The sequence below is a fragment of the Paraburkholderia sp. BL6665CI2N2 genome (assembly GCF_004366535.1).
Taxonomy (GTDB): domain Bacteria; phylum Pseudomonadota; class Gammaproteobacteria; order Burkholderiales; family Burkholderiaceae; genus Paraburkholderia.
Genome location: NZ_SORC01000001.1, coordinates 7,538,612 through 7,552,481, shown reverse-complemented (window position 1 = coordinate 7,552,481; position 13,870 = coordinate 7,538,612). Strand labels below are relative to the sequence as shown.

Annotated in this window: 11 protein-coding genes and 1 pseudogene; 9 read left to right on the top strand and 3 right to left on the bottom strand. The window is 63.6% G+C overall.

Features of this window, described 5'->3' with window-relative positions; translation table 11 throughout:
* Positions 1–167 precede the first annotated feature (167 nt).
* From thrC to B0G81_RS33885, 3 genes and pseudogenes are all read right to left on the bottom strand, one after another.
* Positions 168–1,622, bottom strand: a complete 1,455-nt coding sequence (thrC, locus tag B0G81_RS33895; protein WP_134141543.1) for a threonine synthase — start codon at positions 1,620–1,622, stop codon at positions 168–170.
* A gap of 8 nt (positions 1,623–1,630) precedes the next feature.
* A pseudogene (locus B0G81_RS33890) lies at positions 1,631–2,963 on the bottom strand (homoserine dehydrogenase).
* A gap of 98 nt (positions 2,964–3,061) precedes the next feature.
* Complete coding sequence (locus tag B0G81_RS33885) at positions 3,062–4,312, bottom strand: pyridoxal phosphate-dependent aminotransferase (protein WP_106283651.1); 1,251 nt, start codon at positions 4,310–4,312, stop codon at positions 3,062–3,064.
* 404 nt (positions 4,313–4,716) lie between these two features.
* On the opposite strand from B0G81_RS33885, the gene B0G81_RS33880 reads away from it, so the two are divergent.
* The 9 genes from B0G81_RS33880 to B0G81_RS33840 all read left to right on the top strand — a co-directional run bounded on the left by B0G81_RS33880 (position 4,717) and on the right by B0G81_RS33840 (position 13,589).
* Positions 4,717–5,091 (top strand): Mth938-like domain-containing protein, encoded by a 375-nt coding sequence (locus B0G81_RS33880; protein WP_116116829.1) that lies wholly within the window; start codon positions 4,717–4,719, stop codon positions 5,089–5,091.
* 407 nt (positions 5,092–5,498) lie between these two features.
* The gene (locus B0G81_RS33875; protein ID WP_134141541.1) at positions 5,499–7,250 is read left to right on the top strand and encodes a glycosyltransferase family 39 protein; all 1,752 of its coding nucleotides are present in this window, start codon (positions 5,499–5,501) and stop codon (positions 7,248–7,250) included.
* Between the two features lie 25 nt (positions 7,251–7,275).
* Positions 7,276–7,647: an SMR family transporter gene (locus B0G81_RS33870; RefSeq protein ID WP_106283566.1), complete on the top strand. Its 372-nt coding sequence runs from the start codon at positions 7,276–7,278 to the stop codon at positions 7,645–7,647.
* Positions 7,648–7,895: 248 nt separating this feature from the next.
* A complete protein-coding gene (locus B0G81_RS33865; protein WP_134141540.1) occupies positions 7,896–9,047 on the top strand; it encodes a DegT/DnrJ/EryC1/StrS aminotransferase family protein in 1,152 nt (383 codons plus the stop codon).
* Between the two features lie 6 nt (positions 9,048–9,053).
* Positions 9,054–10,106 carry a glycosyltransferase gene (locus tag B0G81_RS33860; protein ID WP_116116826.1) on the top strand — a complete coding sequence of 351 codons (1,053 nt, stop codon included), beginning with the start codon at positions 9,054–9,056 and terminating at the stop codon, positions 10,104–10,106.
* Complete coding sequence (locus tag B0G81_RS33855; RefSeq protein WP_116116825.1) at positions 10,103–11,038, top strand: formyltransferase; 936 nt, start codon at positions 10,103–10,105, stop codon at positions 11,036–11,038. The genes B0G81_RS33860 and B0G81_RS33855 overlap by 4 nt, the downstream gene beginning before the upstream one ends.
* The gene (locus tag B0G81_RS33850) at positions 11,035–12,081 is read left to right on the top strand and encodes a bifunctional UDP-4-keto-pentose/UDP-xylose synthase (RefSeq protein WP_012432812.1); all 1,047 of its coding nucleotides are present in this window, start codon (positions 11,035–11,037) and stop codon (positions 12,079–12,081) included. Before B0G81_RS33855 ends, B0G81_RS33850 begins: the two co-directional genes overlap by 4 nt.
* A gap of 10 nt (positions 12,082–12,091) precedes the next feature.
* Complete coding sequence (locus B0G81_RS33845; RefSeq protein WP_134141538.1) at positions 12,092–12,985, top strand: polysaccharide deacetylase family protein; 894 nt, start codon at positions 12,092–12,094, stop codon at positions 12,983–12,985.
* A 142-nt stretch (positions 12,986–13,127) separates the two neighbouring features.
* The gene (locus B0G81_RS33840) at positions 13,128–13,589 is read left to right on the top strand and encodes a peroxiredoxin (protein WP_073426815.1); all 462 of its coding nucleotides are present in this window, start codon (positions 13,128–13,130) and stop codon (positions 13,587–13,589) included.
* The last annotated feature ends 281 nt before the right edge of the window (positions 13,590–13,870 follow it).

Here is a 13,870-nt window from a genome sequence, read left to right as displayed (position 1 = left end):
GTTATGGGAGGATTTTTTGGAGTTTGAGTGCTTGCCACGAGGGTTCGCGGCAAGCGTCGTCTAGCGTCTAGCGTCGAGCGCGTGCCGCGTGCCGCGTGGCGCGTGCCGGACAGGTCGCATGAGCCGTGGACAACGCGCTCACGCTTCCTGTCGAACGCGACGCCGACTTAATGAGCGCCCGCGTTCGCCGCCACAAAGTCCTTCACGCGCTGCACGTCCGCCGGCAGCACTTCGAAACGCTGCGGCAACGACTCGAGGCCCGAGAACGCCGCCGGCCGCTCCGGCTCGCGCAACAGCGCTTCGCGGATCGTCTCGCCGAACTTGATGGGTTGCGCCGTCTCCAGCACGATCATCGGAATGCCCGGCTGCAGATGTTCGCGCGCCACCTTCAGGCCGTCGGCCGTGTGCGTGTCGATCATCGTGTCGTACCGCTCGAACACATCGCGGATCGTGTCCACGCGGCTGTCATGGCTGCTGCTGCCGGACACGAATCCGAACTCCCGCACGCGCGCGAAATCGCCGCTTGCCGCAAGGTCGAAGCCACCCTTCTCTTCGACATCGCGGAACAGTTGCAGCACGCGAGCCGGATCGCGGCCGAGCAGATCGAACACGAAACGCTCGAAGTTCGACGCCTTCGAAATATCCATGCTCGGGCTGCTGGTGTGATACGTCTCGGCCGCCTTGCGCACGCGGTAAATGCCGGTGCGGAAGAACTCGTCGAGTACGTCGTTTTCGTTCGTCGCGACGACGAGTTTCTCGATCGGCAGACCCATCATGCGCGCGATGTGACCCGCGCACACGTTGCCGAAGTTGCCCGACGGCACCGTGAACGACACGCGCTCGTCGTTCGACTTCGTGGCCGCGAAGTAGCCCTTGAAGTAGTACACGACCTGCGCCACGACGCGCGCCCAGTTGATCGAGTTGACCGTGCCGATCTTGTACTTGGCCTTGAACGCGTGATCGTTCGAGACGGCCTTGACGATGTCCTGCGCGTCGTCGAACACGCCTTCCACGGCGATATTGAAGATGTTCGGATCCTGCAGGCTGTACATCTGCGCGGTCTGGAACGCGCTCATTTTCTTATGCGGCGACAGCATGAACACGCTGATGCCCTTCTTGCCGCGCATTGCGTATTCCGCGGCGCTGCCGGTGTCGCCCGAAGTCGCGCCGAGAATGTTCAGGGTTTCGCCGTTTTTGGCGAGCGCGTATTCGAACAGGTTGCCGATCAACTGCATCGCCATGTCCTTGAACGCGAGCGTCGGACCGTTCGACAGTTCCAGCAGCGACAACGGCGCGCCGTTTTCGACGCCGAGCGTCTTCAACGGCGTGATCTGCGCGGCGCTTTCGTCGTCGCGCACGTTGCAGTACGTGGCCGCCGTGTAGGTCTTGCGGGTGAGCGCGCGCAGGTCTTCGGCGGGAATGTCGTCGCTGAATTTCGACAGGATCTCGAAGGCGAGGTCCGCATACGGCAGCGTGCGCCAGCGCGTCAGTTCGTCAGCCGTGACGCGCGGATAGTCGGCGGGCAGGTAAAGGCCGCCGTCTTTCGCGAGACCGCCCAGCAGGATGTCGGAAAAGGTATGGCGCTCGCCGGCTCCGGCGCCGCGCGTGGAGAGGTAGTTCATAGTTCGGCCTAGTTCAGCGCTTCCATGCGCAGCTTCGTGACTTGCGAGACAACGGTCTTCAACGCCTCGATCGTTTTGATCGCGGCGTTGACGTTCTTCTCAACCGTTTCGTGCGTAATCAGGATGATGTCGGTTTCGCCCTTGCCGTTCGCGTCGACCTGCTCCGATTCCTTCTGCAGCAGCGCGTCGATCGAAATGCCGGTGTCGGCCAGAATGCGCGTGATGTCGGCCAGCACGCCCGTCACGTCCGCCACTCGCAAACGCAGGTAGTAGCCGCTCGTGACTTCGTCGATCGGCAGGATCGGGGTGCTCGACAGGCTGTCCGGCTGGAACGCCAGATGCGGCACGCGATGCTCCGGGTCGGCCGTGTGCAGACGCGTCACGTCGACCAGATCGGCCACTACGGCGGAAGCCGTCGGCTCGGCGCCCGCGCCCTTGCCGTAGTAAAGCGTGGTGCCGACCGCGTCGCCGTGCACGACGACCGCGTTCATCGCGCCTTCCACGTTCGCCAGCAGGCGTTTTTTCCGGAATCAGCGTGGGATGCACGCGCAATTCGATGCCTTTATCCGTGCGGCGCGTGATGCCGAGCAGCTTGATACGGTAGCCGAGTTCCTCGGCGTATTTGATGTCGATCGCCGCCAGCTTGCTGATGCCTTCGACGTAAGCCTTGTCGAACTGCACCGGCACGCCGAACGCGATCGCGCTCATGATGGTCGCCTTGTGCGCGGCGTCCACGCCTTCGATATCGAAGGTCGGGTCGGCTTCGGCGTAACCCAGTTCTTGTGCGGCTTTCAGCGCGGTCGCGAAATCGAGCCCACGATCGCGCATTTCCGAGAGGATGTAGTTCGTGGTGCCGTTGATGATGCCCGCGATGTACTGGATGCGATTGGCCGTCAGCCCTTCGCGCAGCGCCTTGATGATCGGAATGCCGCCCGCCACCGCCGCCTCGAACGACACCATCACGCCGTTGGCGCGCGCCGCTTCGAAGATCTCCGTGCCGTGCACCGCGAGCAGCGCCTTGTTGGCCGTGACCACGTGCTTGCGGTTCTTGATCGCGCGCAGAACGAGCTCGCGCGCCACGCCTGTGCCGCCGATCATTTCGGCCACGATATCGATCGACGGGTCGTCGACCACCGCGTTGAAGTCATCGGTCAGCGCCACGGTGCTCGCTTCGCTGCCGAGCGCCGTGGTCGCCTTGGCGGGATTGCGCACGGCAATGCGCGCAATCTCGATGCCGCGGCCCGCGCGGCGTTTGATTTCTTCCTGATTGCGGCGCAGTACCGTGAAGGTGCCGCTGCCTACCGTGCCGAAGCCCAGCAGTCCAACTTTGATCGGTTCCATGCAGCGTGTGTTTTCGAGTAGATGATTAAAAGGGAAACGGGTGGCGCCCGGCGGACGGCGCGACGCGGTGGGAGCCGCGTCGTACGCTCTATTGTGCGCTAGGCAGAGTGACGCTTGCGGTAACCGTCGAGGAAGCGCGCAATGCGGTTGATCGAATCCGCGAGATCGTCCACGTTCGGCAGGAACACGACGCGGAAGTGATCCGGCGTCGGCCAGTTGAAGCCGGTGCCCTGCACGAGCAGCACGCGCTCTTCCAGCAGAAGGTCGAGGATGAACTGCTGGTCGTCCTGGATCGGATAAATCTTCGGGTCCAGACGCGGGAACATGTACAGCGCCGCTTCGGGCTTCACGCAGCTCACGCCGGGGATCGCCGTCAACATGTCATACGCGAGTTCACGCTGTTTGTACAGGCGCCCGCTCGGCACGATCAGGTCGTTGATGCTCTGATAGCCGCCGAGCGCGGTCTGGATCGCGTACTGGCCGGGCACGTTCGGGCACAGGCGCATGGACGCCAGAATGCCGAGCCCTTCGAAGTAGTCTTTGGCGTGACGGCGATTCTCGCCGGCCGTCAGGCCGGAGATGAACATCCAGCCGGCGCGGTAACCGCACGAGCGGTAGCTTTTCGACAAGCTGTTGAAGGTGACCGTGAGCACGTCTTCGGAGAGCGCCGCCATCGACGTGTGCTTCTTGCCGTCGTAGACGATCTTGTCGTAGACCTCGTCGGCGAAGATCACGAGGCCGTGCTGGCGCGCAATTTCGATCAGGCCGAGCAGCAGTTCGTCCGAATACAGCGCGCCGGTCGGGTTGTTCGGGTTGATGACCACGAGCGCGCGCGTGTTCGGCGTGATTTTCGCGCGAATATCGTCGAGGTCGGGCATCCAGCTATTCGACTCGTCGCAGATATAGTGCACCGGCGTGCCGCCCGACAGGCTCACGCCGGCGGTCCACAGCGGGTAATCGGGCGCGGGCAGCAGCACTTCGTCGCCGTCGTTGAGCAGACCTTGCAGCGCCATCACGATCAACTCGGAGGCGCCGTTGCCGATATAGATGTCGTCCAGTTCGACGCCGTGCACGCCCTTTTGCTGCGTGTAATGCATGATCGCCTTGCGCGCGGCGAACACACCCTTGGAATCGGAGTACCCCGACGAGCCCGGCAGGTTCAGGATCATGTCCTGAATGATTTCGTCCGGCGCGTCGAAGCCGAACGGCGCGAGATTGCCGATGTTCAGCTTGATGATGCGGTGGCCCTCTTCTTCGAGCCGCTTCGCGTGTTCGAGGACGGGCCCGCGAATGTCGTAGCAGACATTCAACAACTTGTTGGATTTGAGAATCGGTTTCACGGCGGGCACTTCATCCTGGTTGATGGCGGGGGCGAACAGGCGTGCGTTCCTCAGGCGTACCGGCGCTCAATGGCACTGGAACAGCGGCGAGAAGAACCACACAGACAATTGCAGACGAAAGCGGCCGAAAGCGGGCAAAACCAGGCGGGTAGCCGGTGGGCCGCACCCGTGGACTCCGCGCGGCTTGTGGCGGCACATGAGCGAGGGGCGCCGCAAGGCGGCTAAAAAGTTATAATTTAGCGGATTTTGGCCGACTTCCGCAATGCACCAACCGCAACGGCAAGCCTTTTCGGCCGCTTCTGTCCCGCTAGCACCCCATGCGCGTGTCCCGCTCGCGTCGAATCACCTGGCTCCGCTGCATCGGTCAGGCCGGCCACACGCATGATGTCTCACGACGACTTCGGAAAACCAATTTGAAACTACATCAGGATTCGAGCGGCGCCCTCAACACCGTGACCGGCTACGGCGCCGACTATGTCGAAATCAATCTGGTGCGCCACTCGGGCAGCATTCTCGTGCTGCCGGACGCGCCGGTCATTGCTTGGCCCGTCTCCTCTTTCGAGCAGCTGAGCGCAGAGCACTTCGCCATGCTGGTCGACTCCGCGCCCGAAGTGGTCGTGTTCGGAAGTGGCGAACGGCTGCGCTTTCCGCACCCGCGCCTGACCGCCGCGCTCACCGCGAAGCGCATCGGCGTGGAGACGATGGACTTCAAAGCCGCCTGCCGCACCTACAACATTCTGATGGCCGAGGGCCGCAAGGTCGCGGCCGCGCTGCTGATCGAGGCCTAGAGCCAAGTCGGCGCCGGCCTCGCGCGCGCGGTTTGCGATGCGCGTGCGAGGCCGCTGCGCGTCCGTATCGGAAGCATCGGCGCCGCCGGGCCGAACTGCGCGCCCTGGCCGAGTCACGGCCGATCACGTACACTGCGCGCCATTGATTGCTGGAACGGCAGCCTTGGCACGCCTGCGCGAGTCGAGAAGGATCTGTTGACGGAAGGTGCCGCAGCGCCACCGTCGAAGCTGACGGCGCGTGCCAAGGCAACCAGAACGCGGCGCGGACAGTCTCATGCTCGCGCGCCGCGGGAGTGGCCGTCTGGCAAAGCGCCGACCGCCCCGCTAACAGCCGCGCCCGACCGGTCGCCATTTCCAAACAACACCGCTTCGCCGCCTGCGCGGCGTCGCTACAAAGGTTGAAATCCATGAACGATACGCCGACGAGGCTACCGCTCAACCGCACTACGATTCTGCTGCTGGTGCTGGCCCTTGCCGTGATCTGGTTCGTGCCGCTCGGCTGGCGCCATCTGCTGCCTAGCGACGAAGGCCGCTACGCCGAAATGGCGCGCGAAATGTTCGTCACCGGCGACTGGATCACGCCGCGCTACAACGGCTACAAGTATTTCGAGAAACCGCCGCTGCAAACCTGGGCGAACGCGCTCACGTTCGCGTGGTTCGGCGTCGGCGAATGGCAGGCGCGGCTCTACACGGCGCTGACGGGCTTTGCCGGCGTGCTGCTGGTCGGCTTTACCGGCACGCGGGTGTTCAACGCGGCGACTGGCGTGTTCGCGGCGATCGTGCTGGCAACGTCGCCGTACTGGAACCTGATGGGCCACTTCAACACGCTCGACATGGGCCTGTCGTTCTGGATGGAGCTGACGCTGTGCGCGCTGCTGCTCGCGCAGCGCCCCAACCTCCCGACCGGCAGCGTGCGCGGCTGGATGTGGGTGTGCTGGGGTTCGATGGCGCTGGCCGTGCTGTCCAAAGGCCTTGTCGGCGTGATCCTGCCAGGCGCGGTGCTCGTGCTGTACACGGTGATCGCGCGCGACTGGGCCGTGTGGAAGCGCCTGCATCTGATCGGCGGCCTGATCGTGTTCTTCGCGATCGTCACGCCGTGGTTCGTGCTGGTGCAGCAGCGCAATCCGGAGTTCTTGAACTTCTTCTTCATCGTTCAGCAGTTCAAGCGCTATCTGACGCCTGAGCAGAACCGTCCGGGGCCGTTCTACTACTTCGTGCCGGTGCTGATCGTGGGCTTTCTGCCGTGGCTTTCGGTGACGCTGCAAAGCGTGCGCCACGCGTGGCGTCTGCCGCGCCAGCCGAACGGCTTCGCACCGGTCACGCTGATGCTGACGTGGACCGTCTTCATCTTCCTGTTCTTCAGCGCGTCGCACTCCAAGCTGCTGTCCTACACGCTGCCGATCGCGCCGCCGATCGCGCTCCTGATCGGCATGTATCTGCCGCTCGTCACGCGCGAGCAGTTGCGCCGCCACCTCGCCGGCTATGCACTTTTTCTCGTAGTCGCCGCATTCGCCGCGTTGTTCATGGCGCGCTTCGGCAGCGCCCGCAATCCGGCCGAGCTGTACGCCGAATACCGCACGTGGGTGCTGGCGGCGCTTGCCGTCGCCTTCGTGCTGACGCTGGCCGCGTTGTGGCTGAACCGCCGCGGCCGGGGCGGCAGCCTCGGCGCCGTCGCTACCTTCGGCGCGGCCTGGCTGCTGCTCGGCACCATCGCCGGTACGGGTCACGACGTGTTCGGCCGCCTGAGCTCCGGCGCGCCGCTCGCGCCGGCCATCAAGACCGAGATCGCGAAGCTGCCGGCGGATACGCCGTTCTACTCGGTCGGCGTACTCGACCACACCATGCCGTTCTATGTCGACCACACCATGATCATGGTCGAGCACCCTGACGAACTCGCGTTCGGCGTGTCCGTCGAGCCGCAGAAATGGATTCCTTCCATCGACGCCTGGGTCGAGCGCTGGAAGGCCGACCGCTATGCACTTGCCCTGATACCGCCGGGCACCTACGACCGTCTCCTCAAGGAAGGCCTGCCGATGCGGGTGATCGCCCGCGACTCGCGCCGCGTGGTGGTGGAAAAGCCGACGGCCATGCCCACGGCGGCCGGCCCGGCCGCCGCCGAAGCGCCTGCGTCGACGCCGGTAGAAAAAGCACAACAATGACCCCATATCAGGATCTAACCGTTCGATGAACCCGATTTCCCTCTTTTGCATTCTTGCAGGCGTCACGTTGAACGCCGGTGCGCAGTTGCTGCTCAAAGCCGGTACGAATGCCGTTGGACACTTCGAATTCACCCGTGCGAACATCCTGCCCATCGCCTTTCGCCTGGCAACCCAGCCGCCCATCATCGGCGGCCTGGCCTGTTATGTGATCAGCGTGGCAGTGTGGGTCATCGGGTTGTCGCGGGTGGACGTGTCGATCGCCTATCCGATGCTGTCTCTCGGCTACATCGTCAATGCGTTCGCGGCGTGGTACCTGTTCGGCGAAGTGCTGTCGGTACAGAAGCTGATCGGCATCGGCATCATCCTGGTCGGCGTGGTGGTGCTGGCGCGCAGCTAGGCGCCGCGGTCCGGGGCAAGGTGTGCAGGGCACAATTTATTACTGTTTATCGCCGGCGCCGGCTGGGAAGATCCAGACGGCAAAAGATTCCGTAAGCGGACAGCCCGGCCGTCTAAGGAATCCGTAAGGTTGACCACGGTATGCTGCGCGGTTGCGCCCTTTTTTGCCGCGGCCCCGGGTTTTGCGCGTAGTGTGTGGTGTCCTGCGCGCCCTGCGGGTTGCGCCTCTTTCAATCGAGCGAAGCATTCATGACCCAGTCAACAGTCCCGTTTTTGCCCTTTGTCAAACCCGAGATCGATGAGGAAACGATTCAGGGCGTCGCCGACGTGCTGCGCTCCGGCTGGATCACCACCGGTCCACAGAACCAGAAGTTCGAAGCGGCGCTTTCCGAGTTCTGCGGCGGACGTCCGGTGCGCACGTTCAATTCCGGCACGGCAACGCTGGAAATCGGCCTGCGTATCGCCGGCGTGGGCGAAGGCGACGAAGTCATCACCACACCGGCCTCGTGGGTGTCGACCAGCAACGTGATTTATGAAGTCGGCGCGACGCCGGTGTTCGCCGACATCGACCCGGTCACGCGCAACATCGACCTCGACCTGCTGGAAAAAGCCATCACACCGCGCACCAGGGCGCTGATTCCGGTGTACCTGTCGGGCCTGCCGGTCGATATGGACCGTCTTTACGCAATCGCCCGCGCGCACAAACTGCGCGTCATCGAAGACGCCGCCCAAGCGTTCGGCTCGACATGGAACGGCGAGCGCATCGGCAAGCTCGGGGACATGGTTTCGTTCAGCTTTCACGCGAACAAGAACCTCACCTCCATCGAGGGCGGCGCGCTGGTGCTGAACAACGAGGAAGAAGCGATCCTCGCCCAGAAGTACCGGCTGCAAGGCATCACGCGCACCGGCTTCGACGGCATGGACTGCGACGTGCTGGGCGGCAAGTACAACCTGACGGACGTCGCCGCGCGCGTCGGCCTCGGCCAGCTGCCGCATCTGGAGCGCTTCCTCGCGCAGCGCAGGAAGCTCGTGCGCGCGTATTTCGCGGGTCTGGAAGGCGGCGCGGCGCTCAAACTGGGAGTCGGCCTGCCATTTGCTGACTATAAAAACAGCAACTGGCACATGTTCCAGATCACGCTGCCGCTCGACAGACTGTCGATCGACCGCGCCGGTTTCATGGGTCAATTGAAGGAACGTGGCATCGGTTCGGGCGTGCACTACCCGGCGATCCACCTGTTCTCGCTGTATCGCGCGCGCGGCTTCAAGGAAGGCATGTTCCCGCATGCGGAGAAGTTCGGCGCGACCAACGTCACGCTACCGCTCTTCACGTTGATGAACGAAGGCGACGTGGAGCGCGTGTGCCGCGCGGTCAATGAAATTTGCGAACAATACGGAAAATAAGCGGAAATGATTTATTCGGAACATCGCGCTGCAGCGTCGGATACGCCGGAAGTGTCGGTCATCATCCCGGTGTACAACGAGGAAGCCGGTCTGGCCGCGCTGTTCGCGCGCCTGTATCCGGCGCTCGACGCGCTCGGCGCCGGTTATGAAGTGATCTTCATCAACGACGGCAGCCGCGACAAATCCGCCGCCCTGCTCGCCGAACAGTTCCGCGCGCGCCCCGACACGACTCGCGTGATCCTGCTGAACGGCAACTACGGCCAGCACATGGCGATTCTGGCGGGCTTCGAGCAATCGCGCGGCGAGATCGTCATCACGCTCGACGCCGACCTGCAGAATCCGCCGGAAGAAATCGGCAAGCTGGTCAACAAGATGCGTGAAGGCTACGACTACGTCGGCACGATTCGCCTGCAGCGCCAGGACAGCCTGTGGCGCCGCAAGGCCTCGCGCGTGATGAACCGGCTGCGCGAGCGCATCACCCGCATCAAGATGACCGACCAGGGCTGCATGCTGCGCGCGTACAGCCGGCACATTGTCGACACGATCAATCGCTGCGGCGAAATCAACACGTTCATTCCGGCGCTCGCGTACACCTTCGCGCAGAATCCGGTCGAAATCGAGGTCGCGCACGAAGAGCGTTTTGCCGGCGAATCGAAGTACTCGCTGTACTCGCTGATCCGCCTGAACTTCGACCTCGTGACCGGCTTTTCGGTCGTGCCGCTGCAATGGCTGTCGTTCATCGGCGTGATCCTGTCGCTCGGCTCCGCGGCGCTGTTCGTGCTGCTGCTGATTCGGCGCTTCATTATCGGCGCGGAAGTGCAAGGTGTATTCACGCTGTTCGCTATCACCTTCTTCCTGCTCGGCGTGATCATCTTCGCGCTCGGCCTGCTCGGCGAATATATCGGCCGGATCTATCAGCAGGTGCGCGCGCGTCCGCGCTATCTCGTGCAGACCATTCTCGAACAGCGCGACGGCACGACCGTGACCGAAGCGCCGCGCCAGACCGTCGTGCAGGCGGTGCAGGCCGCGCCGCTCCTCGATCAGGGCCCGACTCCATGAAGCCACGCGCCGTCGTATTCGCCTATCACAACGTCGGCGTGCGCTGTCTGCAAGTGCTGCTCGCGCGCGGCGTGGACGTGGCGCTCGTCGTCACGCACGAAGACAGCCCGAGCGAAAACATCTGGTTCGACAGCGTCGCCTCGGTCGCGGCCGAGCACGGCATTCCGGTCGTCACGCCGAACGATCCGAAGAGTGCCGAGCTGCGCGCCGCGGTAAGCGCCGCGCGCCCGGACTTCATCTTCTCGTTCTACTACCGCCACATGCTGCCGGTGGACGTGCTGGCGCTCGCCGCACGGGGCGCTTACAACATGCACGGCTCGCTGCTGCCGAAATACCGCGGCCGCGTGCCGACCAACTGGGCGGTGATTCACGGCGAAACGGAAACCGGCGCGACGCTGCACGAAATGGCCGCCAAGCCGGACGCGGGCGCGATCCTCGCGCAAACGCCGGTGCCGATCCTGCCCGACGACACCGCCGCGCAAGTGTTCGACAAGGTCACAGTGGCCGCCGAACAAACGCTGTGGCGCGTGCTGCCGTCCCTGCTGGCGGGCGAGGCGCCGCGTCTGCCGAACGACCTCGCGCACGGCAGCTACTACGGCGGCCGCAAGCCGGAAGACGGCCGCATCGACTGGACGCAAACGGCGCAGCAGGTCTACAACCTGATCCGCGCGGTCGCGCCGCCCTACCCGGGCGCTTTCACGGACCTCGGCGGGCGGCGTTTCGTCGTCGCGCGCGCGCGCCTCGCCGCGCCCGGCGCGCTTCGTTCGGATTTGCCCCCGGGCCTGCACGTAAGCGATAATGCCGTTTTCGCGATATGCGGCGACGGCCGCGCGATCGCCATCCACGAATTGCGGCACCAGCACGACGGCAGCGAGGCTGTCGTCACTCCGGCCGAATTTGCCCAGCTCATCCAAACTCCCCGTCATCAATGAAAAAAGTCCTGATTCTGGGTGTGAACGGCTTCATTGGCCATCACCTGTCCAAGCGCATTCTCGAAACGACCGATTGGGAAGTGTTCGGGATGGACATGCAGACCGAACGTCTGGGCGACCTCATCAATCATGAACGGATGCACTTCTTCGAAGGCGACATCACGATCAACAAGGAGTGGGTCGAATATCACGTCAAGAAGTGCGACGTGATCCTGCCGCTGGTCGCGATCGCCACGCCCGCCACGTACGTGAAGCAGCCGTTGCGCGTGTTCGAACTGGATTTCGAGGCGAACCTGCCGATCGTGCGTTCGGCCGTCAAATACGGCAAGCATCTCGTGTTTCCGTCCACGTCCGAGGTCTACGGCATGTGCACGGACGAGCAGTTCGATCCGGAAGAATCGCAACTGTCGTACGGCCCGATCAACAAGCCACGCTGGATCTACGCCTGCTCCAAGCAGTTGATGGACCGCGTGATCTGGGGTTACGGCATGGAAGGCCTGAACTTCACGCTGTTCCGTCCGTTCAACTGGATCGGCCCGGGCCTCGATTCGATCTACACGCCGAAGGAAGGCAGCTCGCGCGTGGTCACGCAGTTCCTCGGCCATATCGTGCGCGGCGAGAACATCAGCCTGGTGGACGGCGGCGCGCAAAAGCGTGCGTTCACGGATATCGACGACGGCATCGGCGCACTGATGAAGATCATCGAGAATAAAGACGGTGTCGCCACGGGCAAGATCTACAACATCGGCAACCCGACCAACAATTTCTCGGTGCGTGAACTCGCGCACAAGATGCTGACGCTCGCCGCCGAATTCCCGGAATACGCGGACACGGCCAAGCAGGTGCAACTGGTCGAGACCTCGTCGGGCGCGTACTACGGCGCGGGCTACCAGGACGTGCAGAACCGCGTGCCGAAGATCGACAACACCATGCAGGAACTCGACTGGGCGCCGAAGTCGACCTTCGACGAAGCGCTGCGCAAGATTTTCGAAGCGTATCGCGGCCATGTCGGCGAAGCGCGCGCGCTCGTCGAACAGCAATAAGGGCTGATCCTTGGCTCGCATCGTCCTGAAGATCGACGTCGACACGCTGCGCGGCACCCGCGAAGGCGTGCCGAACCTCGCGCGCATTTTCGACCGCTTCAAGGCGCGCGCCACTTTCCTCTTCAGCCTCGGGCCCGACCACACCGGCTGGGCAATGCGCCGCGTATTGCGACCAGGCTTTCTGAAGAAGGTGTCGCGCACTTCGGTGGTCGAGCACTACGGCGTCAAGCAGTTGATGTACGGCGTGCTGCTGCCCGGCCCGGACATCGGCGCCAAGGCGTCGGCGGAGATGCGCGCGATCCACGAAGCCGGCTTCGAATGCGGCATTCATACGTGGGACCACGTGTATTGGCAGGACAACGTGCGCTCGAAAGACCGCGCATGGACTACGGCGCAAATGCAGCAAAGCCACGACCGTTTCGTCGAGGTGTTCGGCGCGCCGCCGGTCACGCATGGCGCGGCAGGCTGGCAAATGAACGGCCACGCGTTCGAACAGATCGACGCCTGGGGCATGCGCTACGCGTCCGACGGACGCGGCCACTCGCCGTATCTGCCGGTGGTCGGCGGCCGCACGCTCACGCACGTGCAGATGCCCACCACGCTGCCCACGCTCGACGAAGTGCTCGGTGTGGACGGTGTCGAAACGCACAACGTCGCGGCGTGGATGTTGAAGCACACGGAAAACAATCCGCACGACCAGGTGTTCACGCTGCACGCGGAACTCGAAGGGCAAAAGCTCGCGCCGATCTTCGAGCAGCTTCTGGAGGGCTGGCGCGCGCAGGGCCATACCTTTGCGACGATGGGTGATTACTACGCGACGCTAGACCGCAGTACGCTGCCATCGTACCCTGTTACATGGGGCGAAATTCAAGGGCGCTCCGGCGAGTTGATTGTCCAGCCCTGACTGGCCGATCCGCAGCCGGCCCTGACAGACCTGCCGCCGCGCGAGAGCATGCCGCGCGCCGGCCGCCCCTCCCCCAAAGTCTCGATGCCAGGCCGACGCCGCCGCAGTCATCCGGCGCAGGCCATCACAACCGGAGAACCTCGTGCCCATTGCAGTCGACCAACCCATCCCCGACTTCACCGCCCCCGCTACCGGCGGCGAGATCACGCTGTCCAAGCTGCGGGGCAAGAAGGTGGTGCTGTATTTTTATCCGAAGGACAACACGCCGGGCTGCACGACCGAAGGTCTGCAGTTCCGCGATCTGTATCCGAAGTTCAAGAAGGCCGGCGCGGAAATCCTCGGCGTGTCGCGCGACAGCCTGCGCTCGCATGACAACTTCAAGGCAAAGCTCGAATTGCCCTTCCCGCTGATCTCGGACCCTGAAGAAACGCTGTGCGCGCTCTTCAACGTCATCAAAATGAAGAAAATGTATGGCAAAGAGGTACGGGGAATTGAACGCTCCACGTTCCTCATCGACGCTGAAGGCGTGCTGCGCCAGGAGTGGCGTGGCGTGAAAGTGCCGGGCCACGTCGACGATATTCTGGAGGCTGTACAAGCGCTTTGAGGCGCGCTATATTGGGTTGCAATGAGTGCCTGTACACACCCAATTTTTGCCGCTGCGCCAGACTTGACGGCCGCTTCCCGTTTCCTGGGTTCCGTCGGAGTCGCGAGGTGCAACGCGAGCACTGTAGGCGAGCCGCTTGCCCCGTACGCCGGGGCGGCGGCTTTTTTAATTGCGCGGAGCCGTTCTTTCACTCGGCCACGCGCATCCGTTAAGGAGCCGATCGAAGACCAGGCGAACCGGCATCTCTAGACCGAATGCGCGCCTCCGGGCGCAATCTGCGT